Genomic DNA, 24368 nt, shown 5'->3' with positions numbered 1-24368 from the left:
ATTAAACCGCTCATACAAATTCAAATATTTGAGCGGTTTTTTTATAATAGTTTGCGGCCGTAATGAGAAAATCGATCCTGTCCTTTGTATTAACGATTGCCGCTTTATCATCGCTTGCCAATAACGAACCGGAACGTTCCCTCCAGGCCAGTAAAGTTGTGCAGGCACCCAAGTTAGATGGGGTGCTGGATGAAGCCATTTGGCAAACAGCTCCTGTTGCCGAAAACTTCGTCGTGAACAGTCCTAACTATGGTGAAGCGTCTGCATATAGAACCAAAGTGTATGTTGTTTACGATAACAATTCTATTTATATCGGTGCATATTTATATGATGATCCTTCAAAAGTGCGAACACAGTTAACGGCACGTGATAAAGAAAGCCAGCAGGACGTCGATTATTTTTCTGTTTTCTTTGACACATACAATGATGATCAGAATGGTTTCCAGTTTTTAGTGACCAGTCGCAATGTGCAAAGTGATGGACGTTTGAGTCCGAATCGTTCTTCGCAGTTTGGTCCACCCAGTGATTACAGTTGGGATGCAGTTTGGGAAAGTAAAGTAACCATGCATGAAGATGGCTGGGTTGTTGAAATGAAGATCCCTTATTTCTCACTTCGTTTTGCCAAAAAAGAAAAACAGGATTGGGGTTTGAATTTTCAACGCTATGTTCGTCGCAGTAATGAAAGTTCTTATTGGAATAATATCAACCCCAATCAAAATGGATTTGTGAACCAGTTCGGCAAACTAAGCGGATTGGAAAATCTTGAACCACCACTTCGCTTATCGTTTCTTCCGTATGTTACAGCTGGCTTTCGAACCACACCCACTTCCAAAGGAAGAGTAAATGAATTTCTCCGCAATGGTGGTATGGATGTGAAATATGGTGTGAACGAAAGCTTCACCTTAGATATGACATTGATTCCCGACTTCGGACAAGTGATCAGTGATAACGTCATCAACAATCTTTCACCTTTTGAAGTACAGTTCCAGGAAAACCGTCCATTCTTTACAGAAGGGACAGAGATATTCAACAAAGCAGGATTATTTTATTCACGAAGAGTAGGAGCAACACCCTCAGGTTATTACAATGCAAGAAGCTTGGGTTCAACTGACAGTACAAGAGTGGTATCAAATCCCGGAGTTGTACAATTGCTCAATGCAACAAAATTCTCCGGCAGAACAAAGCAGAAATTAGGTATTGGTGTGTTCAATGCCATTGGTGCAGCTATGTTCGCTGAAATTGAAAATACCAATACCAAACAGACCGAACGGATACAAACAGAGCCCTTCACGAATTACAATTTAATTGTGCTTGATCAGGCATTGAAAGGTCGTTCTTCTATTACACTTACCAATGCAAACGTAACACGTAACGGTGCTGGAAGAGATGCAAACGTAACAGGCATCGATCTGTACTTGTTTGATAAAACAAATCAATATGGTTTCCAGGGAAAATTTGATTACAGCAAGATCATGGGGCCGAATCCATACAGTGGATTTAAAAGTGTAGCAAGTCTTGGAAAAGTAAGTGGTAAAATTCAATTCAACTTATTGAGCAATGTAGAAAGCGACAGGTATGATCCAAACGATCTGGGATTTCTTGGTGTTGCAAATAAAGTACATACAACAGTAAACATCAGTTATAACCAGTTAACGCCAACTGACAAATTCAACTCTTACAACTTCAGGTTAACCGTACGTCATGAAATGTTGTATAAACCATTTGTGTTTACCAATATTCAGTATAACGCAAATGCCTTTTGGTTCTTTAAAAATTTCTGGGATGTAAGTCTTGGTGCAACGTATCAACCGCTCTGGCAAAAAAGTTATTTTGAATTACGTACACCCGGTCGTTATATGAGACAAACGCCTTGGGGATTCCTTCGTTTAAATGGAAGTACAGATAGCCGTAAGCGTTTGTTTGCAAGGTTAACGCTTGGTATGGCAGAATCGGTTGATATTAAGAACGATCCTTACATTGTTATTCATCCGGGTATGCGTTACCGTTTCAGCGATCGATTAAGTTTAGATATTGATTGGAGTTATACGGATGATCGTGGACAATTTGGTTATGCATTTCAACGTGAAACAAATGGCGAACCCATTATTGGAAGAAGAAGAAAAACAGATGTAACCACACTTGTGAGTGGTATTTATAATTTCACCAGCCGTATGAATGTTACGTTGCGTGCACGGCATTACTGGAGCCGTGTGAAGTATGCAAGCTTTTACAATGTAAGCGAAGATGGCTGGTATATTGATCGTGCATTTATTCCCGGACAGAATCAAAACTTCAACGTATGGAACATGGATGTGTTCTATACCTGGGATTTCAATTATGGCAGTCGTTTTATTGTTGGCTGGAAGAACTGGCTTGCAAATGATTTTCCTGTTGATGGTAACCGTTATAAAAATTACTGGGGTAACGCAGGACGTATATTAATGTCTCCGCAAGGCAATGAATTTACTGCACGTATGATCTTCTTTATTGATTCGCAAAAGTTGAGGAGAAAAAGAAATCAGTCGTAAGTTCTTAGTTCTAAGTTTTAAGTTGGTAATTCGTGGTTAGCGCAGAATGATTGTACCTGGTGGAATTTGGATTTTGTATTTTGGCTTTTATTCTTGTTCCTTGAACCTTGAACCTTGTGCCTTTAATTAATTCAATCCAAACACATCTTTCGCCACACGAAACGTGTTACAATGTGCTTCCACAATAATTTTTACATCGGCTGAATAACCGCCGCCCATTGCAACTGTGCAGGGGATGTTGTGCTTTTGCAGTTTACTGAATACTATTTCATCCCGTTGTTTACAACCTTGCATGCTCACTTTCAGTTTGCCGAATTTATCGGTCTCAAGAATATCAACACCGGATAAGTAAAACACAAACTCAGGTTTCACTTTGTTGATGAGCATATCGAGTGTGTTCTTCAGCAATGGAAGATAAATGCTGTCATCCGTTCCATCTTTCAACCCAATGTCAAGATCACTCGTTTCTTTGTGAAAAGGATAATTGTGTGCGCCATGCATACTGAACGTAAATACCTTTTCATTCTGTTCAAACAATTTCGCTGTACCATTTCCCTGGTGTACATCAAGATCAACAATCAGAATTTGTTTTGTTTTTTGCTGATGGAGTAAATAATTGGCTGCTGTTGCAAAATCATTCAGCAAACAAAATCCTTCACCACGGTCAGCGAACGCATGATGAGTTCCACCCGCAACATTCATTGCAACTCCGTTCTCGATTGCATAGGTGCAGCAATCAATTGTTCCTTGAGTGATGATCAATTCACGTTCGGTTAATGCAAGTGATTGAGGAAAGCCGATATGTCGCTGCTCTTTTGCTGAAAGCGTTTGTTCTTTCAGTTTGGTAAGATATTCTTCCGTATGCGTCAGCAAAACAATTTCATCCGTACATAATTCAGGTGTAAATAAATTATGTTGTGCAATACTTCCTTCATGCAGCAATTGCTCAGGTATCAATTCATATTTTAACATCGGGAAGCGATGCCCTTCCGGTAACGGATGTGCATAGATAGGGGCATGGGCAATATGTAATAATTTATTTGTGATACTGTTTAGTTTTATTGCAGTTCCAGAACCTTTTTATCGGCAATGGCAAATACTTTATCTTTTTTCTTTGGACGAACAGGATATAAACCGGTGAAACGTCCAAAGGCGGGCAGCACAGCATGTTTCCTGGCAAAATAAAAACAGGGAAAATGTAATGACTGTCTGCCTAATCCGCCGATACGTATACCAGGGTGAACATGTCCTGTGAATACATAATCATCATCCGGGAAATTAGCAGCATCAGCAGGCAACTCATGCATGAATGTAAAAGGAGCAGTATGAAGTTGCTCATGATGAATGGTAATATCATGTGAAGTGTACCAATCATTACCAAGAATATCATGATTGCCCTTTACCAAATGAATAGGCAATTGCGACAGATCCTTTCGCCACTTCTCAAATAACTTTAGTTCGTTGTTCATATTACTATGCGAAAAATCACCCACTACAATTAACCTTTCCGGTTTAAAGAATTGCACCTGTGCTATTAATCGTTGCAGATCTTCTTTAAATACAGTTTGGGGAATGCCAATGCCGGCTTTGCGGAAATGACCGCTCTTGCCTAAATGAATATCAGACACGATCAGCGACTTATCCTCTTCCCAAAACATACAGCGTTCCGGCGAGAGCCAGAGCGTTTGTTGTTTGAGATGGAAACGATGAGGTTGTTGCGTCATGGCCTGCAAATGTATGCCGTGGATTTTGTGCAAACAGTAAGCTGAAATGATTTATTTTTAAAACAACGAAAACGTTGAACAGCATAGAACAACAAAGCCCCTCAAGGGGCTTTGTTTATTTTGCAGAAGTTTTATTATTATCCGATTGTTGCGAAGGTTCTGCTGGTGGAAGTGTAGCAAGACTTTCTTCGCACCATTTATACAATGCTGCCTTTTGTTCGGCGGTGAGTATTGCTTTTTTGTGGATCCATGTGTAACTCGGCAAAGGCATTTTTCCTTCTTTCACTTCATCCATGATCTCATTGAATTTTTTCCGCTGACGTTTGGCTGTATAAGTTGCAAACTCAGAAAAATTCAATTCTTTTTTTCCTTCATTCACATGATCCTGCAACCACCAGGTAACCGGTTGCACATTGGCATACCAGGGGTAAACAGTATTGTTGCTGTGGCAATCGTAACAGGATTGTTTTAAGATGGAAGCCACATTATCATTCACAGCAAATTTGGTATTTACATCATTGGTAAATGGTCCTGCTGACACGTTTTGTTTTGGACGGATGAACTGGATGATCACCAGTGCGGCGATAAGAACGTAAAGGATCTTTTTGATCATTGCTTGTTGTTTTGATAAATGTAATAAGAAAATGATTTGGTTTCAATGACAGATTTACACGGCGAGGAAAATTGTGATCATTTTTTTCAGCATTGGAATTAAGACGACCATGCATTATTCAACTGCGCCTGCATACGCCTGATGCGGTCTTCCAGTTTTTCACTCGAGAGATTATTGCGGTTCAATCCATCAGCAATAATGGGGAAGGAGAGCGGCGTAAACCGTTTTGGAAATGTTAGAATGATCTTGCTCTGCCGGATACGGTTGAATGCATTTCGCAACCGCACTTCTTCCATCTGCTGATCAAACACTTCCTGGTATGCCTGGCGAAGCAACACGTTTTTCGGATCGTATTCGCTGAATACATTGAACAATAAACTTGCTGATGCCTGCAGATGACGGGCTTTCTTTTGTTCACCTGGTGATGATTGAATGATCAGTCCACCGATCACGGCGATATCCCGAAACTTTCGTCTGGCCATTTCAGTTGAGTTCACACTTCGTTGAATATCCTGTGTAAGATAGTCGAGTGTGAACAGATCGCTTGCATTGGTATCATCAACAGGTATTGGTTGATCACATAGCAATTCAAATCCATAATCATTCATAGCGATGGAGAAAGTAAGCGGAGCAATTTTGCCAATACGGTAAGCAAGAATGGCACTCATCGCTTCGTGTACCTGCCTGCCTTCGAAAGGATAAACCAGCAAATGATAACCGTCTTTACTTTCATGTTGCTCGATCAACAGTTCATCATCTTTGGGGATATGTGATAATTCTTTTTGCAGTTGAAAGAGCGATGAAAGATGAATGAGTTCAGGAGCAGGGTCGGCCCACGTTTCAGCGTTGTCTGCCCCTGTTAGTGATGCAGTATTTTTTTTCTTTTTAGTTTTCTGAATAGTTGAATGCTCCAATTCAGAAACTTCATTAAACGTTTCTCTTAATTTTTTTCCGAGGTTGGCGGTTAAACTCATACGACCACCATTCCAGCTCGGTACAATTGTTTTTTTTGATGTTGATTTTTTTACAAAAGCCGTCATGTCTTTGATCTGTACCAATTCCAAATTTCTTCCTGCGAGAGTAAATGAATCACCTGGTTCCAGTCTTGTGATAAAATATTCTTCAATTACACCCACATAACCACCACTCACCATCTTTACTTTCATCATGGCATCGCTTACAATAGTACCAATGTTCATACGGTGACGCATGGCTAAACGCCTGTTTTGAATTCTGTACACACCATCAATGACCTCGATCTTTTTGTAATCATCATATTGATGCAATGCTTTGCCGCCTTCCACTAAAAATTGTAAAACTTCATGCCATTCATTTTCATTCAGATCACGAAAGCAATACGTGCTTTTAATTTCCTTGAAAATTTCTTCCGGTTTAAATCCATCTGAAATAGCGAGCGTATTTAAATACTGGATCAACACATCAAAACAAAGCAACATGGGTTCTTTGCTTTCAATTAAATTTTCATCGATGGCATTCTTTAATGCAGCTGCTTCTACCAGTTCAAGTGAATGTGTTGGCAGAAAATAGATTTTGCTGACTGCATCGGGGCTATGGCCGCTTCTTCCTGCACGTTGTAAAAATCTTGACACACCTTTGGGCGAACCAACCTGTATAACGGTCTCGACCGGACGAAAATCAACACCAAGATCAAGCGATGCAGTGCACACCACTGCTTTCAGTTTGGCCGTATGCAAAGCTTCCTCCACCCACAAACGCAATTCCTGTTCAATACTTCCATGATGCAAAGCAATGGCTCCGGCAAGTTCAGGTGCATGATTCAGTAATTCCTGGTACCATCGCTCACTCATACCTCTGGTGTTGATGAAGATGAGGGTAGTGGTACTCTGTTCTATAATCGGAATAACTTTGTGTATGAGTTTAATACCAAGATGACCTGCCCATGGATAATTTTCGATCTCATCAGGCAACACAGATTCTATTTCAATCTGTTTTTTCATATGTGCTTTCACGATAACGCCTTCTTCACTCAAAGGCGACAGCAATACTTCTTTCGCTTCTTCGAGATTGCCAATAGTAGCAGAGATTCCCCATATCATCGGCTTCTTATTCACCATTGACCATTGACCATTCACAATTCTGCTTATCGCTAATTCCACCTGCACACCACGTTTACTTCCCATCAATTCATGCCACTCATCAATCGCAATCACCTGCACCGTTTTAAATGCATCAGCATAACCTTTCGAAGCAAGAAATAAATGCAGACTTTCCGGTGTGATGATCAGTACTTCCGGTAATTGTTTTTTTTGCCGGGCACGTTCGGCAGTGGTCGTATCGCCATTGCGGATGCCAACGCTCCAGTTCATACCAAGTTCGCCGATCGCTTCTTCCATTGCACGGCCAATATCTTTTGCCAACGCACGTAGCGGTGTGATCCAGATCAATTGCAAGCCGCTCTTTGTTTTTGTTTGATAATCTTCCGGGTGTTGATTGATGAAACGGATGAGCGAACCCAGAAAAACAGAAAAGGTTTTGCCGCAGCCGGTTGGTGCATTCACCAATCCGCTCTTGCCCGCAGCAATATGCTGCCATGCCTCTTCCTGGAACGCAAAGGGGTGTAATCCTTTGGCCGAAAGCCAGGAAGCGATGCGTTGATAGCCGGGGCTGAGGTGAAGCTGCATAAAGTGGTAGACAAAGCTAAGTGATATGTATATTGAAGAATCTGGCTTTTAATGCTTTTCAATGTTTGCAGGGGACATATTGCAGCAAAATAAATCTGTTATGAATGTTGTATGAGTATCTTATTTCTGCTACTTTCACTGTCTTGTTACAGGAAGTCTTCCTCAAAAGACATGTTGATCCGTCGGTCCCAATCCTCTGAAACATTCCATTTACCAGTTAAGATTGAACATTAATTTATAGTGCATTGCATAGTTTGTTCTATGTGTTTGTGTCTATTTCCATTCCTTCCAAAGCCACCCAAGAGTCCATATTTTCTTTGCGAGCCGTCCACATTAAACCCCTTTTTATGCCACAACTGCTTTCCTTGTCAGTTAATCAGCGTGCTACTACCGCATTGCTAACTCCTTTTTATTTTTTGTTACCATCTAAAAAAATACTGCTGCGTTTTGCGATGCTCGTGATGAGTGTGGCGATGATGAGTGGGGTTGTGGGGCAGGCAACGGTGACAACGGATAAGCCGGATTATCAACCCGGGGATACAGTTGTAATTACTGGTACAGGCTGGCAACCCGGAGAAACGGTAACCTTAGACGTTGAGGAAGATCCGAAGCCCGCAACTTGTTTGCTTCCCCATGATTTGGTTGCGGTAGCTGATGCTGATGGCAAAATATACAGTAAGGAATTTCTTATCAAGGAAAATCATCTCGGTGTTACTTTTACGCTTACAGCTACCGGCCAAAGTTCGGGGCTCGTTGCTGTTACCACATTTACAGATGCATTGTTCTTTAGTGCGTCTATTACAAGTACTCCTTCTTCTGTTTGTGCTGGAACGACTGGCTCTTATACGATTACTATTTCTAACAATACTTCTACTGGCCCCGGCGAAACTCCTTCGGGTCAGAATGCAAGATTGGGCTCCGTTAGAATTGCTATCCCATTAGGATTTACTGGCATAACAATTACAGATAACTCTCTCGATTGGACTGTAAGTTTGAGTACGCCGGGATTTATTGAATTTGATGCTGACGGGAATAACAATAATGCTAATAGAATTGATCCAACTGAATCTGTATTTATAACTTTTACTGCCAACGCCCCACCCTCCCCTGTAAATCCTTATTTATGGGCAACTGAGGCATGGGTAGGAGCCAATTTTTCGGGTACTAAATATCCAGATATAGGAACTGTACTTAATCCTGGAAGTCAGCCGAGCGTTATTGTAAATGCATCAACTACAATTAGTACGCAACCTCAAAATTCTATTATTACTTATGGTTCGGCTACGTCGTTCACAGTCGTTGGTGCTGGTTCAGGCACATTAACTTACCAATGGCAGCAAAAAATTGGAGCTGCTCCTTTTACTAATATCATTGATGGTGGTATTTATTCTGGAGCAACTACGGCAACCTTAGGTTTGTCAAAACCAACAGTTGCCATGAGCGGTATAAAATATCGTGTTTTGGTAAGTGGCGATTGTTCCCCTTCCGCAACAAGTGCTGAGGCTATTTTAACAGTCACCGCCTTTGATGTAACAGGATCGTTCCTTGCCGATGATAAAGTTTATGATGCAACAACAGCGGCGGTGGTAACCACCGGTTCACGTAGTGTGGCAGTGATCTTCCCGAATGATGTTGTAAGTCTTGTTGGCGGCACAGCAACGTTCGATACGAAGAATGTAGGTGTAAATAAAACAGTGACGTTAACAGGAGCAACACTGAGTGGTGCAGATGCGGGCAACTATAACCTTGTATCTGTAAGTACAACCCAGGCCGACATTACCGCCTTTGATGTAACAGGATCGTTCCTTGCCGATGATAAAGTTTATGATGCAACAACAGCGGCGGTGGTAACCACCGGTTCACGTAGTGTGGCAGTGATCTTCCCGAATGATGTTGTAAGTCTTGTTGGCGGCACAGCAACGTTCGATACGAAGAATGTAGGTGTAAATAAAACAGTGACGTTAACAGGAGCAACACTGAGTGGTGCAGATGCGGGCAACTATAACCTTGTATCTGTAAGTACAACCCAGGCCGACATTACCGCCTTTGATGTAACAGGATCGTTCCTTGCCGATGATAAAGTTTATGATGCAACAACAGCGGCGGTGGTAACCACCGGTTCACGTAGTGTGGCAGTGATCTTCCCGAATGATGTTGTAAGTCTTGTTGGCGGCACAGCAACGTTCGATACGAAGAATGTAGGTGTAAATAAAACAGTGACGTTAACAGGAGCAACACTGAGTGGTGCAGATGCGGGCAACTATAACCTTGTATCTGTAAGTACAACCCAGGCCGACATTACCGCCTTTGATGTAACAGGATCGTTCCTTGCCGATGATAAAGTTTATGATGCAACAACAGCGGCGGTGGTAACCACCGGTTCACGTAGTGTGGCAGTGATCTTCCCGAATGATGTTGTAAGTCTTGTTGGCGGCACAGCAACGTTCGATACGAAGAATGTAGGTGTAAATAAAACAGTGACGTTAACAGGAGCAACACTGAGTGGTGCAGATGCGGGCAACTATAACCTTGTATCTGTAAGTACAACCCAGGCCGACATTACCGCCTTTGATGTAACAGGATCGTTCCTTGCCGATGATAAAGTTTATGATGCAACAACAGCGGCGGTGGTAACCACCGGTTCACGTAGTGTGGCAGTGATCTTCCCGAATGATGTTGTAAGTCTTGTTGGCGGCACAGCAACGTTCGATACGAAGAATGTAGGTGTAAATAAAACAGTGACGTTAACAGGAGCAACACTGAGTGGTGCAGATGCGGGCAACTATAACCTTGTATCTGTAAGTACAACCCAGGCCGACATTACCGCCTTTGATGTAACAGGATCGTTCCTTGCCGATGATAAAGTTTATGATGCAACAACAGCGGCGGTGGTAACCACCGGTTCACGTAGTGTGGCAGTGATCTTCCCGAATGATGTTGTAAGTCTTGTTGGCGGCACAGCAACGTTCGATACGAAGAATGTAGGTGTAAATAAAACAGTGACGTTAACAGGAGCAACACTGAGTGGTGCAGATGCGGGCAACTATAACCTTGTATCTGTAAGTACAACCCAGGCCGACATTACCGCCTTTGATGTAACAGGATCGTTCCTTGCCGATGATAAAGTTTATGATGCAACAACAGCGGCGGTGGTAACCACCGGTTCACGTAGTGTGGCAGTGATCTTCCCGAATGATGTTGTAAGTCTTGTTGGCGGCACAGCAACGTTCGATACGAAGAATGTAGGTGTAAATAAAACAGTGACGTTAACAGGAGCAACACTGAGTGGTGCAGATGCGGGCAACTATAACCTTGTATCTGTAAGTACAACCCAGGCCGACATTACCGCCTTTGATGTAACAGGATCGTTCCTTGCCGATGATAAAGTTTATGATGCAACAACAGCGGCGGTGGTAACCACCGGTTCACGTAGTGTGGCAGTGATCTTCCCGAATGATGTTGTAAGTCTTGTTGGCGGCACAGCAACGTTCGATACGAAGAATGTAGGTGTAAATAAAACAGTGACGTTAACAGGAGCAACACTGAGTGGTGCAGATGCGGGCAACTATAACCTTGTATCTGTAAGTACAACCCAGGCCGACATTACCGCCTTTGATGTAACAGGATCGTTCCTTGCCGATGATAAAGTTTATGATGCAACAACAGCGGCGGTGGTAACCACCGGTTCACGTAGTGTGGCAGTGATCTTCCCGAATGATGTTGTAAGTCTTGTTGGCGGCACAGCAACGTTCGATACGAAGAATGTAGGTGTAAATAAAACAGTGACGTTAACAGGAGCAACACTGAGTGGTGCAGATGCGGGCAACTATAACCTTGTATCTGTAAGTACAACCCAGGCCGACATTACCGCCTTTGATGTAACAGGATCGTTCCTTGCCGATGATAAAGTTTATGATGCAACAACAGCGGCGGTGGTAACCACCGGTTCACGTAGTGTGGCAGTGATCTTCCCGAATGATGTTGTAAGTCTTGTTGGCGGCACAGCAACGTTCGATACGAAGAATGTAGGTGTAAATAAAACAGTGACGTTAACAGGAGCAACACTGAGTGGTGCAGATGCGGGCAACTATAACCTTGTATCTGTAAGTACAACCCAGGCCGACATTACCGCCTTTGATGTAACAGGATCGTTCCTTGCCGATGATAAAGTTTATGATGCAACAACAGCGGCGGTGGTAACCACCGGTTCACGTAGTGTGGCAGTGATCTTCCCGAATGATGTTGTAAGTCTTGTTGGCGGCACAGCAACGTTCGATACGAAGAATGTAGGTGTAAATAAAACAGTGACGTTAACAGGAGCAACACTGAGTGGTGCAGATGCGGGCAACTATAACCTTGTATCTGTAAGTACAACCCAGGCCGACATTACCGCCTTTGATGTAACAGGATCGTTCCTTGCCGATGATAAAGTTTATGATGCAACAACAGCGGCGGTGGTAACCACCGGTTCACGTAGTGTGGCAGTGATCTTCCCGAATGATGTTGTAAGTCTTGTTGGCGGCACAGCAACGTTCGATACGAAGAATGTAGGTGTAAATAAAACAGTGACGTTAACAGGAGCAACACTGAGTGGTGCAGATGCGGGCAACTATAACCTTGTATCTGTAAGTACAACCCAGGCCGACATTACCGCCTTTGATGTAACAGGATCGTTCCTTGCCGATGATAAAGTTTATGATGCAACAACAGCGGCGGTGGTAACCACCGGTTCACGTAGTGTGGCAGTGATCTTCCCGAATGATGTTGTAAGTCTTGTTGGCGGCACAGCAACGTTCGATACGAAGAATGTAGGTGTAAATAAAACAGTGACGTTAACAGGAGCAACACTGAGTGGTGCAGATGCGGGCAACTATAACCTTGTATCTGTAAGTACAACCCAGGCCGACATTACCGCCTTTGATGTAACAGGATCGTTCCTTGCCGATGATAAAGTTTATGATGCAACAACAGCGGCGGTGGTAACCACCGGTTCACGTAGTGTGGCAGTGATCTTCCCGAATGATGTTGTAAGTCTTGTTGGCGGCACAGCAACGTTCGATACGAAGAATGTAGGTGTAAATAAAACAGTGACGTTAACAGGAGCAACACTGAGTGGTGCAGATGCGGGCAACTATAACCTTGTATCTGTAAGTACAACCCAGGCCGACATTACCGCCTTTGATGTAACAGGATCGTTCCTTGCCGATGATAAAGTTTATGATGCAACAACAGCGGCGGTGGTAACCACCGGTTCACGTAGTGTGGCAGTGATCTTCCCGAATGATGTTGTAAGTCTTGTTGGCGGCACAGCAACGTTCGATACGAAGAATGTAGGTGTAAATAAAACAGTGACGTTAACAGGAGCAACACTGAGTGGTGCAGATGCGGGCAACTATAACCTTGTATCTGTAAGTACAACCCAGGCCGACATTACCGCCTTTGATGTAACAGGATCGTTCCTTGCCGATGATAAAGTTTATGATGCAACAACAGCGGCGGTGGTAACCACCGGTTCACGTAGTGTGGCAGTGATCTTCCCGAATGATGTTGTAAGTCTTGTTGGCGGCACAGCAACGTTCGATACGAAGAATGTAGGTGTAAATAAAACAGTGACGTTAACAGGAGCAACACTGAGTGGTGCAGATGCGGGCAACTATAACCTTGTATCTGTAAGTACAACCCAGGCCGACATTACCGCCTTTGATGTAACAGGATCGTTCCTTGCCGATGATAAAGTTTATGATGCAACAACAGCGGCGGTGGTAACCACCGGTTCACGTAGTGTGGCAGTGATCTTCCCGAATGATGTTGTAAGTCTTGTTGGCGGCACAGCAACGTTCGATACGAAGAATGTAGGTGTAAATAAAACAGTGACGTTAACAGGAGCAACACTGAGTGGTGCAGATGCGGGCAACTATAACCTTGTATCTGTAAGTACAACCCAGGCCGACATTACTGTGAGAGATATTACTGTAACAGCTAATGGTATAGATAAAATATATGATGGCAACACCATAGCAACTGTTAACTTGTTTACCAATAAGATAAGTGGCGATGTGGTAACGGCGTCATATACTACGGCAAATTTTGCAAATGCAAATGTCGGCACATGGGTTATAAACGTAAGTGGAATAGAGATTGGCGGAACAGATGCCGCTAATTACAATCTTGTTAATACAACGGCTACGACATCAGCAACAATACTACTGGCATCTACTACAACTACACTTATCACAAGTGCACCAAGTGTTCGTTATATGGATAACCTAACAATGACTGCACGGGTAACTCCGCTTAATACCGGATCTTCCTTAACAGGTTCGGTTCATTTCTGGATTGGCGCAACACTTGCGTCTGCTACCGACTATGGTAGTGCGACAGTTGTTCCTATTCCAGGATCACCAGATGGTTCTGTAGAAGCGACATTGATCAAGCAGGTAACAAATCTTCCAGCTGGGTATACAGTGTATGCTGTATTTACAAGTTCAAATGCAAACTATGATGGAAGTTCAGGTACAAAACCTCTTACAGTAGTTGCCAGAGACGCCGATCCGTATGATGCAAAAGGATTCTATACGGGTGATGTATTTGCATGGACAACCGGCCCTAATTCAAGTAGAGGAACTGTTACAATGACAGCAATGATTAAGGATAAAAATGATCCGAAAGGCGATGTAAGAGGTGCGAAGGTTACATTCTGTTATGTAAATAACGGTGTATGGTCACCAATACCAAGTGCGAAAGATATACCTGTTGGCCTCGTGGATATTAATGATGGCTCTTTAGGTTTTGCAAGCGCAATTGTTCAGTTTGATATCGGTTCACAAAATGCGGCAAACTACCAGATAGGCGTATTGGTAACCGGCGCATATACAAACGAAGATTTAATAAACTGCGGTCTGTCACAGGTTATCGTTTCTGTATCTAAACCAATACCGGGTGGTTTTATTTGCGGAGGCAGCAGGCTGGTTAATCCGGCTACATCAAACCTTTCGGCCGGTTATATTAAAGGAGCTCCGGGCTTGTGTACAGATTACCAGTTTGATGTTCAATACACAAAATCCGGAACTAATCCGAAGGGTAAAGTGAAGATCATGATTAACAGTTATTATACCCGTGATGGAATACTCGACAGCAAACTGCACACCTATATTGTTACAACAAATGCAATTGCATCAATGAATGTTGTTGCACCAACAGGAACATTCAGTGCTAAGGCAAATCTGGTAGAACAATTTGATGGATACGTTGAAGCAATTGAAGGTGGCTCAACATTCCAGATGACAGCATATCAAAATGGTTGCGATCAGAAGTTAGCTATTACGCTTTATCGAAAAGCGGGTGGTATCTGGTTCTCTAATAGTTGGGATGGAGTAAAAACTATACAGCAACCTGTTGCTGCAGGTAGTAAAGTGTATGTTGGTGGAGCAGTACCTTGTAGTTTAAATTCAGTTAAAATCGAAAATTCGACTATCACTGATGCACCTCTTATTAGATCAACTTTCAATCAGGCATTTGATGCATTCAACGTCAAAGTTCTCGGCAACCCATCACTCACAACCTTCCGTCTGCAATTGCAAAGCAATAACATGCAGGAGAAGTTTACCGTGAAAGTGGTGGATGTGAATGGCCGACTCATTGAAGTAAAACAGAATTTATATGCGGGCCAGGTGATTGAGCTTGGAAGCAAGTACACACAAGGAACCTACTTTGCGGAGGTGACACAGGGAGCAAACCGCAAGCTGGTGAAACTGGTTAAGATTTCGAGAGACTGATAAAAAGGGTAAGAGTAATCTTCAGTAAACTGAAAGCCGGTTGCGAAAGCAATCGGCTTTTTTTAATGCTGTATCAGGAAGACTTGGTTGTTGGCTTTGTTCGTTTGCAACGTTCGCTGCAATACTTTACTTCGTCCCAAACCTTCTCCCATTTCTTTCGCCAGGTAAATGGTCGGTTACAAACAACGCAGATCTTTTGTTGCAAATGCTGTTTCTTATGCGACATGCAACTACAACAAACCAAGCACGAAAATGTTGCTTATTACAAGATTGAAACTGTCAAGTGAGGTGGTAGAGAAAATCTTTTTTCAGACTTCCTTAATTCATTCTTGAAACTAAATTATTACTACGCTTCAGAATATAGATGCGTTTGTTCTCGAAGTAATCAGGGCGGCCGTTGCTGTTATTCAATATCGGTTTGAAATCATACTCTGTAAACAAACGGAATGTTCGTTCATTGATATGCTGCATCAACTCATTGTCATACTTCAATAAAAGATTGATGAAATGCCAGCTCAGCTCATATCCTTTATAAGCCACATCTGAAGGGCGGCCATAGGTGAGACTGGTGAACTTGTGTGTGAAGCTTGTATAAGCAACAGTACCGGTATTAAAAAAAGTTGATGTGTGATAAACAGGTAAATCTTTATACTCAGGTTTTGTAAGATCTTTCATACCATCCCAGGTGGGCATGCCCATCAATTCCATGTCATAGGTTTTGCGGACACTGTTGGCTGCATTCACAAGTTTCATCCCAAACACTTCATCTAATGATCCGCAGATGATGAAATTGTTTTTGGTGCTGTCGAGATTTGCAGTGAGAACAGCCGGACTGAAATCATCACTCAAGACAACGGTCTTCCATTTTAATAACTGTCCACCACTTGCACTCTTGTTAAATGAATTGAAATACGAAGCAAGTCGATCTTCCTGTTGTCCTTTGCGGCGTACATAAACCAAATTTGCAGTAGGACTATTGCGCATAATAAAATTATACATTGCTTCGCAATGAACAGGAAGGGTAGAGTTAACGATAAGAGTGAAAGGATTATTTGTTACACCACCATCATTTGGAAAAGTGGCTGATACAAACGGAATATTTTTCTGCAATGCAAGATCGGCCAATGAACGGTAATCTGTTCCTGTTACAGAACCGATCATCAGATCTAACGAATCAAAAATATTTTTTGAACGAAGTGCAGTAATGCTTTGATCAGCCGAACGCAGATCATACACCGTTACTTCAAGATTCTTATTACTGTTACTGAGTGAATCAACCGCCAGTAACGCACCTTGCACAAAGTCAAGGCCGGGCAATATATGCCTCGGCATTTGATTCGTGAACTTATAGGTACTGCCTGCAAACGATGAATCCAAAAACAGGCTGGCAAAAATACCCACACGGTATTTTTTTATTGTATCCTGTGCGTTTACGGCAGCAGTTGTAGCAATTAATGCGAATACAAAAAGAAGTTTTTTCATATAGTTGATCTCTCAACAGCAGATGATTATTCCCACTCGATGGTTGCAGGTGGTTTGCTGCTGATATCGTACACCACCCGGTTAATGCCTCTTACTTTGTTGATGATCTCATTCGAAATATGTGCCAGAAATTCATAAGGCAAGTGTGCCCAGTCGGCAGTCATGCCATCAACAGAAGTAACTGCTCTTAACGCCAGGGTAAATTCATACGTACGTTCATCACCCATTACACCCACACTTTGCACCGGTAACAGGATAGCGCCTGCCTGCCAAACTTTATCGTAAAGGTTATGTTCTTTTAATCCATTGATGAAGATGGCATCAGCACGTTGTAACAGATCAACTTTCTCTTCTGTTATCTCTCCCAAAATACGAATAGCTAATCCCGGGCCGGGGAAGGGGTGACGGTTCAGCAGATCAGCAGGAATACCCAACTCTGCACCAACTCTGCGTACTTCATCTTTAAATAAATAACGTAGCGGTTCTACCAGTTCCAGTTTCATGGTATCAGGTAAACCTCCAACGTTGTGATGCGATTTGATGGTTACTGATGGACCATGCACACTCACACTTTCAATCACATCGGGATAGATCGTTCCTTGTCCCAGCAATTCAACACCTTCAATAGTATGTGCTTCACGGTCGAACACTTCAATGAAGGTGCCGCCAATGATCTTTCTTTTTTCTTCAGGATTACTTTTACCTGCAAGTTTGGTATAAAAATGTTCACGTGCATCAACACCTTTTACATTCAACCCAATTGTTGCGTAGGTATCAAGCACCTGTTGAAATTCATCTTTACGTAACACGCCGTTATCAACAAAAATGCCGAAAAGATTTTTGCCGATGGCTCTATGGATCAATGTTGCTGCAACAGTAGAATCAACGCCACCACTTAATGCCATGATCACTTTACGGTTGCCGATCTGTTTCTTTAATGCATCTACTGTTTCATTTACAAAAGAAGCAGGTGTCCACTCGCCTTTGCAACCGCAGATATCCATCAAAAAGTTTTTGAGGATCTTTTTCCCTTCAGTTGAATGATAAACTTCAGGATGAAACTGTAAGCCATAAAGCGGATGATCGTACGATCCGTTTGCACGGAAAGCAGCTATAGGAATTGAATCAGTTACTGCCATCAGTTCGAATCCTTTTGGCAATTCAAGAATTGTGTCAGCATGGCTCATCCACACCTGCGATACATCGCTTACATCTTTTAATAAAACATCATCTTCTTTTTTACGTAAAGTCGCTCTCCCGTATTCACGTTTCTCACTTTTTTCTACACGCCCGCCAAGTTGTTTGGCAGTTAACTGTGCACCGTAACAAATCCCCAGAACAGGAAGCGATTTGGTGAGCAGTTCCACATCAACAAACGGTGCGTTGGCATCATTTACAGAGAACGGGCTGCCTGAAAGGATAATACCTTTCAGGAATTCGTCTTTTACAATTGGTTTGTGATACGGAGTGATCTCGCAGTACACATTTGCTTCACGTACTGCACGGGCTATCAGCTGGGTATATTGCGAGCCAAAATCGAGGATGAGAATCTTTTCTGTCATTGTGCGGCGAAGGTAATAAAAAAGCCCTCATACCCCGAAAGAGATGAACATCTTCATGGGGAAAACATCTGTTCGTTTCATTTTTTTCATCCATATCTTTTGTTTTACATTTGTCTCGCTCCGGCTTTAACCCTTTTTAACTGTATGGTGAGCAACAATTGTAACCGTTAACGGCAGGCAAACGTCTCATTGTGCACATTCTTATCATACCATTAAACCAAAAAAAAACAACATGCGTACTAAATTTTTCTACGGAGCTCTTCTTCTCTTTATTTCAGGCTTCGTACTCAGTTCCTGCACAACAAGACGGGTTAAAGGCAATGGCAACATTATCACAAGCAACCGTAGTGAGGGAAGCTTTGATGCTGTAAAAGCTTCCGGGTCATTTGATGTATTTTTTTCCCAGGCCGAATCAAATGAGATCAGGATCGAGGCCGATGAAAACCTGATGAAGTATATTCAAACAACGGTTGAGGATGGCGTACTCCGCATCCGCACAAAAAGTGGTATGAATATCCGGCCTTCCCAGGATATTAAAGTGTATGTGAAATCACCCAAATACAAAAGTGTAAGCCTCGCTGGTAGCGGGAATATGGTGGCTGAAACAAAAATTACTTCTACCGAAAAAATCAAACTAAGCATTGCCGGCAGCGGCGATATTAAATTGCTGGAAGTGAATGCCCCACAGGTTGATGTAAATATTTCAGGCAGTGGCAAGGCCGAGGGTTTTGGCAACACCCGTGATCTTGACATTGATGTGGCCGGCAGTGGTGATGTGATGATGAAAGACCTGAAAGCTGAGAATGCAAAGATCAGTATTGCAGGTTCGGGCAATGTTTGGTTATTTGCCAGTATGAAACTGGACGTGCGTGTTGCCGGAGGAGGTGATATTCATTATTATGGTAATCCGGCCGATATCAAATCGAAGCTGGCAGGCTCGGGAAACCTCATTAAAGAGTAAAATTTGCCATGAAAATGTTATAAAAGCAGAACTGAACTTTTTAAGGCATGGAAGCGACGCATTTGTTCCCTGCCGCTTGAGCCGACGCTTTACCTTTGCGTCGGCTCCGTTTTTAGATCCATTCCGAAAAAACGAACTCCGACCATTGAAAGCGATTGTTTGAACCCTTTTGTAAATTCATTTATATACCCGTTTTGAGAACTTGATCTATTTAAGGTGTTTTTGGGTAAAGGAAAGTCCTCCGTATTTCGGGGGATTTTTCATTTCTTCCCTCCTTGGGAGAGCTTGTCCCGTAAAGCGGGAGGTTGGGGTGGGTTTCTTTTGCTGCACAAAAAGTCGTCAGTGACTGAGTGTTACTTCTTATACAACGCCGCCAATGCTTTTGGCGCCACACTGCAATAAGCAGCAGTAAGTGCATCTTTCAGCAAATCCTTTTTTATTTTTTTGAGGTTAATGAGCGTCCAGCCCTGTTTGCCCCATTTGTTGGGTACAGGCCAGATGAGTGTTTGATCAATGAGACAAAAAACCGATTGATCAGTTTCAGAAAATTTTACGCAGGCAATATTCTTTGCTTCATCAAGTGTAACAAAGATTTTCTTTTTCACACGGAACGATGCTTTTTCAAAATGCGGCTGCTCGGTTACTTCGGCATAGGAAAGTGCAAGTTCACGAAATGTTTTAAGCGAAATCATAGGATAAGATACTCATTCAACTGAAAACAGAAAAGCTGTTTTCCGTAACCTTTCAACGCCGCAAAACGTATAATGTTAAAATAGCCGAGTGGTTACAGCAGTTGTTTGTTGGTAATTAAATAAAAATCTGCATTGCTATTTTTGTTTTGTATTAAACCTTATGTCATCATCATCACCGGTAAAGCTATTGGTTGCCGCAGTTATGTTATTAACTGTGGCGAACAGCAAGGCACAACAAGTTGCCGGTAAAGACTCGTTGAAGGCTGTGTTGGGTTACGGAAATGCACAGCAAAAAAACTCCGCTGACAACCCATTCGAACGTGATCCCGTCGTTACAACAGACAGTGCAGATTTTATTCTTCCCTTCAGTCGTGCAGGAAATCTTATTCTCATTAAAGCAAAGGCCGATGCAATTGAAGGAAGTTTTATTCTTGATACGGGTGCACCGGGTTTAATTCTTAACATGACTTATTTCAGGGATTATCCGGTAACAGAACATTATGCGGGTGAAGAGGGTGGCGGTATTACAGGTTCAGTAGCAGGCTATGGGCATACTACGGTGAAGAAATTATCTTTTGGAGCAGCAAATTATTTTAAAGTGGAAGCCGATCGTATCAATCTCGGTCACATTGAAAATAGTAAAGGGATCAAAATATTCGGACTGCTGGGTGTGCAGTTGTTTAAACAGTTTGAAATGATCATTGATTATGAGAACAGCGAAATTCATCTGCATCACATCACAAAAAAAGACGGAAAAAATTATCAGCATGCTATGCTTGCAGATACATCCACCTATTCGGTATTCGCAATCGATATCTTACAGAATAAAATACTTACTTATGGTAAAGTGGGAACTAAAAAACTCACCTTTCTTGTTGATACCGGCGCAGAATCAAATGTGATCGACAGCCGGTTATCTGAAAACGTATTAGGCAATGTTACAATCACCCGCCGCATGGTATTGAATGGTGCAGGTAATAAAAAAGTGGATGCATTGTATGGTGATATGAGTAACCTGAAGATAGGGGAGAGGGACATCAAAAGCATGCCGGTGTTGGTAACAAACCTTGCGAAAATGTGTTTTGCTTATGACAGGTGTTTAGATGGAATGCTTGGTTTCGATTTTCTCTCCATGCACAAAATTGGGTTTAACTTTGTAAAGCGTAAGATGTATATATGGAAATGATGCGGAACATATCTTTTTTTACCCGTTTACGGAAGCTGTTGCTGCCTGTGTTGCTGCTGTTATTTGTATGCAGTAACGCCCGGGCACAACCGCCCATTAAATCGTTTGTGGTGAAGAATGGGCATATTTATATTACACTCACCAAAAATTTAACCGCTGTTTCGTTAGACAGTTTTATTGTGCAGTATAATTTGCAGGAACTTGATCTGAAAAACTTTTTCAAAAGCAACCGTCCCGATTCGTTATTGAAACTTGGCTGGGATATTAACCTCAACAATGGGGAACTGCTGGTGCTGAGTAAAAACATGTTAGCGGCAGATAAACTCACAGATCCTGTTGAAAAAATACTACTGGCACAAAAATATTTTAATAACGGATATGGTTTTGCCAATAAAGAACCGCAGTATGGTGTGAATCGGTTTGTAAAAAAGTATCCGTTTGCTGTAAGAGATTCGTTGGTTACTTTTTTCTGTAAAGGCAATACCAATGCGAAGAAAGTAATGCTGGCAGGAACATTCAATAACTGGAATCCTGAAGCATTATCAATGAAGAAAGTTGACAGTGGATGGATCGCTGTTGTGAAACTTGGCCCCGGCAAACATTACTATAAGTTTATTGTGGATGATAAATGGACAATAGACAAGGACAATGAATTATTTGAAAATGATGGTGAAGGCAATGATAACTCGGTGTACTACAAAACAAACTATGTATTTACATTGGCTGGTTATACCAATGTAAAAAAAGTGAACGTTGCCGGTAGTTTTAATAACTGGGACGAGAATGCACTGAAACTTGAACGTTGGGGGGAGGGTTGGATCAAACACGTTTACTTAGCGGAAGGCACACATACCTATCGTTTTATTGCTGATGGAAATTGGTTTGCTGATCCTGCAAATCCCGAACAATACCCCAATGAATTTGGCGAAACCAATTCAGTGGTCTGCATAGGTAAGCCGCATGTTTTCTTTTTAAAGGGAAACCTCTATGCAAAGAAAGTAATGTTGATGGGCTCATTTAACCAATGGCGGAATTATGAATTACCGATGCAGAAAACAGACAGCGGTTGGATATTTCCTTATGTATTGGGCCATGGCAATTATGAATATACATTTGAAGTGGATGGAAGAAAACCTGTTGATGCTGTAACCGGTAAAGAAAAACCAAATGAAACATTGATCCTTTCGCCCAACTATACATTCCGGTTAAAAGGATATACCAATGCAAAACGCATTTGTGTTGCCGGTAGTTTTAATAACTGGTCACCCGGTTCATTTGCTATGCACAAAGAAGGAAATGAATGGGTTATTGAACAACATCTTGCTCCCGGCAAGCATGTTTATAAATTTGTTGTTGATGGAAAGTGGATCGTTGATCCTGCTAATGAACTCCGTGAACCAAATGAATTTGGAGAAGAGAATTCGGTGATGTGGACGAGGGAGGAGTGATGAATAATGAATAATGAGGGCCAACCTCAAAGTAAGACTCTGCTTATTTTCCTTTAAATCAATTTCGAATACCGTAAACTAAACGGTATGCTGTAAGTAATTCTTATGAACAGTTTCTTTGTTCTGTGAAGCAGTAAATAAAAAACTTTATCGCTTTGCGAAAACAAAAACCTAAACTGTTCTACCATGAAACAATTTCTGATAATTGCTTTACTAAGCATCAGTTCATTTGCTGCACATGCACAAAATAAAAAGATAACACAGGCAGTAGATACCCAGCGGGCAAGTACAGATTATCTTCTCAAGCTTGGTGGGGTTGAAGGTGAAAGTTCAGATTCACTTCCGCCGGCACCCAATCTTTTAACTGTAAGTGCAGGGGGCACTATGTCACAAACGCATAATACAAATTTACTCAGCCGTTATAAAATGGAACAGAAGCCGGGTTATCTGTTAGGTATCGGTTATGCAAGAGAGTTGGAACGGGCAAGAGTACAAGTGCAGGCTACTTACTTCAAGGGCGGAGTACGTGTTGCATCAGGTGATATTAACGGCGATGGGAAAAGTGACTACAGCGAACTTGATTTAAACTATATCAGCCTGCCTGTTCAATTCCAGATTTATGTGGGTGCACGCAAACGGTTTTTTGTTGGAGTTGGCGTAGAAGCTTCGTACCTGCTTTCAAAGAAACAAACCGGTCGTCCGCTACATGGCCAGATAAAAGTATTTGATGGGGCTACTGGTGCATCTGCAGGTGTGTGGTTTACACGCAATGTTATGTTACAGGCCGGCTACAGGTATGGCCTGGTTGATATTGATCTTGATGAGCAAAACAAAGCCCGCAACGGGATGGCGTTTCTTACACTTAGTTATGCATTCTATTCAAAAATAAAATACGGACCTGTTATTACAATAAAACCGAAGGGTTGAGAAAAAGCAGGTAAGCCATACTTTCAAAGTATGGCTTACCTGCTTAAAGTCAATACTAAAGTCAGTATGTCAAATGCTTTTCTATTTCTTCAACGCATACTTTATCCCACCCAACACATGCTTCAAAAAATCTTCTTCTTTATACGATTCATCCGTATGACCTAACGCCGTATAAAAAGCACGACCACCATCAAACTCGTGATACCAGGCCATCGGATGATAAGCGCCTTCTTTACCACCTTGGTAGCTGCTTTCATCAATCGTCATTAAAACCTTCACATCATTATTCCTGCTTTTGTAATTATACCATTCATCGAAGCGTTCCCACACGTGGGGTAAATGTTTGGTTGAAGCATGTTTATGATCTGTTACCATAAGTTTTGCTTTCTGTTGTTTGGGATGGCTCACAAAATACGCACCAACCAATTTGCCATACCAGGGCCATTCGTATTCTGTATCTGCTGCGGCATGTATGCCCACAAATCCTTTTCCTGAACGAATGAATGCTTCAAACGCAGCTTGCTGTTCATTGTTGAATATGTTGCCGGTTGTGCTCAGGAAAACAACAGCATCATATTTCTTCAGTGTTTCTGCAGTAAAGAAACCGGCATCTTCTGTTGTATCAACCAGGAAATTATTTTGTTTTCCCATTAATAACAACGCTTCTTTCCCTTTTGGAATAGATGCATGACGAAAGCCTGCTGTTTTGGAGAACACTAATATCTTTTTTGTTTTCTTGGTGACTGCTGATGAAATAAAGAACGATAAACTGATCAATAAGAAAAAATGAAGCAAACGCATGAGTTG

Annotated in this window: 15 protein-coding genes; 6 read left to right on the top strand and 9 right to left on the bottom strand. The window is 42.1% G+C overall.

Annotated elements, in window-relative coordinates; translation table 11 throughout:
• The first annotated feature begins 62 nt into the window (after positions 1-62).
• A complete protein-coding gene (locus tag H4075_RS14930) occupies positions 63-2528 on the top strand; it encodes a DUF5916 domain-containing protein (RefSeq protein WP_182801633.1) in 2466 nt (821 codons plus the stop codon).
• A gap of 126 nt (positions 2529-2654) precedes the next feature.
• Here the strand turns inward: H4075_RS14930 and H4075_RS14925 are convergent, their stop codons facing one another.
• The 4 genes from H4075_RS14925 to H4075_RS14910 all read right to left on the bottom strand — a co-directional run bounded on the left by H4075_RS14925 (position 2655) and on the right by H4075_RS14910 (position 7528).
• Positions 2655-3500: a histone deacetylase family protein gene (locus H4075_RS14925; protein WP_182801632.1), complete on the bottom strand. Its 846-nt coding sequence runs from the start codon at positions 3498-3500 to the stop codon at positions 2655-2657.
• Positions 3501-3586: 86 nt separating this feature from the next.
• Positions 3587-4252, bottom strand: a complete 666-nt coding sequence (gene pdeM / locus H4075_RS14920; protein WP_182801631.1) for a ligase-associated DNA damage response endonuclease PdeM — start codon at positions 4250-4252, stop codon at positions 3587-3589.
• A 115-nt stretch (positions 4253-4367) separates the two neighbouring features.
• Positions 4368-4865, bottom strand: a complete 498-nt coding sequence (locus tag H4075_RS14915; RefSeq protein WP_182801630.1) for a heme-binding domain-containing protein — start codon at positions 4863-4865, stop codon at positions 4368-4370.
• A gap of 98 nt (positions 4866-4963) precedes the next feature.
• Entirely contained in the window at positions 4964-7528 is a 2565-nt protein-coding gene (locus tag H4075_RS14910) for a ligase-associated DNA damage response DEXH box helicase (RefSeq protein ID WP_182801629.1), read from the bottom strand.
• A gap of 347 nt (positions 7529-7875) precedes the next feature.
• On the opposite strand from H4075_RS14910, the gene H4075_RS14905 reads away from it, so the two are divergent.
• On the top strand, positions 7876-15303 hold the full coding sequence (locus tag H4075_RS14905; RefSeq protein WP_182801628.1) for a YDG domain-containing protein: 7428 nt from the start codon (positions 7876-7878) through the stop codon (positions 15301-15303).
• A 73-nt stretch (positions 15304-15376) separates the two neighbouring features.
• On the opposite strand, the gene H4075_RS21830 is transcribed toward H4075_RS14905, so the two are convergent.
• The 3 genes from H4075_RS21830 to guaA form a co-directional block, all read right to left on the bottom strand.
• Positions 15377-15529 carry a DUF2256 domain-containing protein gene (locus tag H4075_RS21830; protein WP_182801627.1) on the bottom strand — a complete coding sequence of 51 codons (153 nt, stop codon included), beginning with the start codon at positions 15527-15529 and terminating at the stop codon, positions 15377-15379.
• 92 nt (positions 15530-15621) lie between these two features.
• Entirely contained in the window at positions 15622-16785 is a 1164-nt protein-coding gene (locus tag H4075_RS14895) for a type 1 periplasmic-binding domain-containing protein (protein ID WP_182801626.1), read from the bottom strand.
• 26 nt (positions 16786-16811) lie between these two features.
• Complete coding sequence (guaA, locus tag H4075_RS14890; RefSeq protein ID WP_182801625.1) at positions 16812-18347, bottom strand: glutamine-hydrolyzing GMP synthase; 1536 nt, start codon at positions 18345-18347, stop codon at positions 16812-16814.
• Between the two features lie 232 nt (positions 18348-18579).
• On the opposite strand from guaA, the gene H4075_RS14885 reads away from it, so the two are divergent.
• The gene (locus H4075_RS14885; protein WP_182801624.1) at positions 18580-19308 is read left to right on the top strand and encodes a head GIN domain-containing protein; all 729 of its coding nucleotides are present in this window, start codon (positions 18580-18582) and stop codon (positions 19306-19308) included.
• Positions 19309-19661: 353 nt separating this feature from the next.
• On the opposite strand, the gene H4075_RS14880 is transcribed toward H4075_RS14885, so the two are convergent.
• Positions 19662-20000, bottom strand: coding sequence for an MmcQ/YjbR family DNA-binding protein (locus tag H4075_RS14880; protein ID WP_182801623.1), 339 nt, complete (start codon positions 19998-20000; stop codon positions 19662-19664).
• Between the two features lie 160 nt (positions 20001-20160).
• On the opposite strand from H4075_RS14880, the gene H4075_RS14875 reads away from it, so the two are divergent.
• The 3 genes from H4075_RS14875 (at position 20161) to H4075_RS14865 (ending at position 23561) form a co-directional block, all read left to right on the top strand.
• Complete coding sequence (locus H4075_RS14875) at positions 20161-21186, top strand: aspartyl protease family protein (RefSeq protein WP_182801622.1); 1026 nt, start codon at positions 20161-20163, stop codon at positions 21184-21186.
• Entirely contained in the window at positions 21183-22634 is a 1452-nt protein-coding gene (locus H4075_RS14870) for a hypothetical protein (RefSeq protein ID WP_182801621.1), read from the top strand. The genes H4075_RS14875 and H4075_RS14870 overlap by 4 nt, the downstream gene beginning before the upstream one ends.
• 186 nt (positions 22635-22820) lie before the next feature.
• A complete protein-coding gene (locus H4075_RS14865) occupies positions 22821-23561 on the top strand; it encodes an outer membrane beta-barrel protein (RefSeq protein ID WP_182801620.1) in 741 nt (246 codons plus the stop codon).
• Positions 23562-23642: 81 nt separating this feature from the next.
• Here the strand turns inward: H4075_RS14865 and H4075_RS14860 are convergent, their stop codons facing one another.
• Entirely contained in the window at positions 23643-24362 is a 720-nt protein-coding gene (locus H4075_RS14860; protein WP_182801619.1) for a ThuA domain-containing protein, read from the bottom strand.
• Positions 24363-24368: the final 6 nt, after the last annotated feature.

Source organism: Lacibacter sediminis (genome assembly GCF_014168535.1).
GTDB lineage: Bacteria > Bacteroidota > Bacteroidia > Chitinophagales > Chitinophagaceae > Lacibacter > Lacibacter sediminis.
Note: the sequence above shows the minus strand (reverse complement) of the source record. Positions and strands in the feature narration are given on the sequence as shown.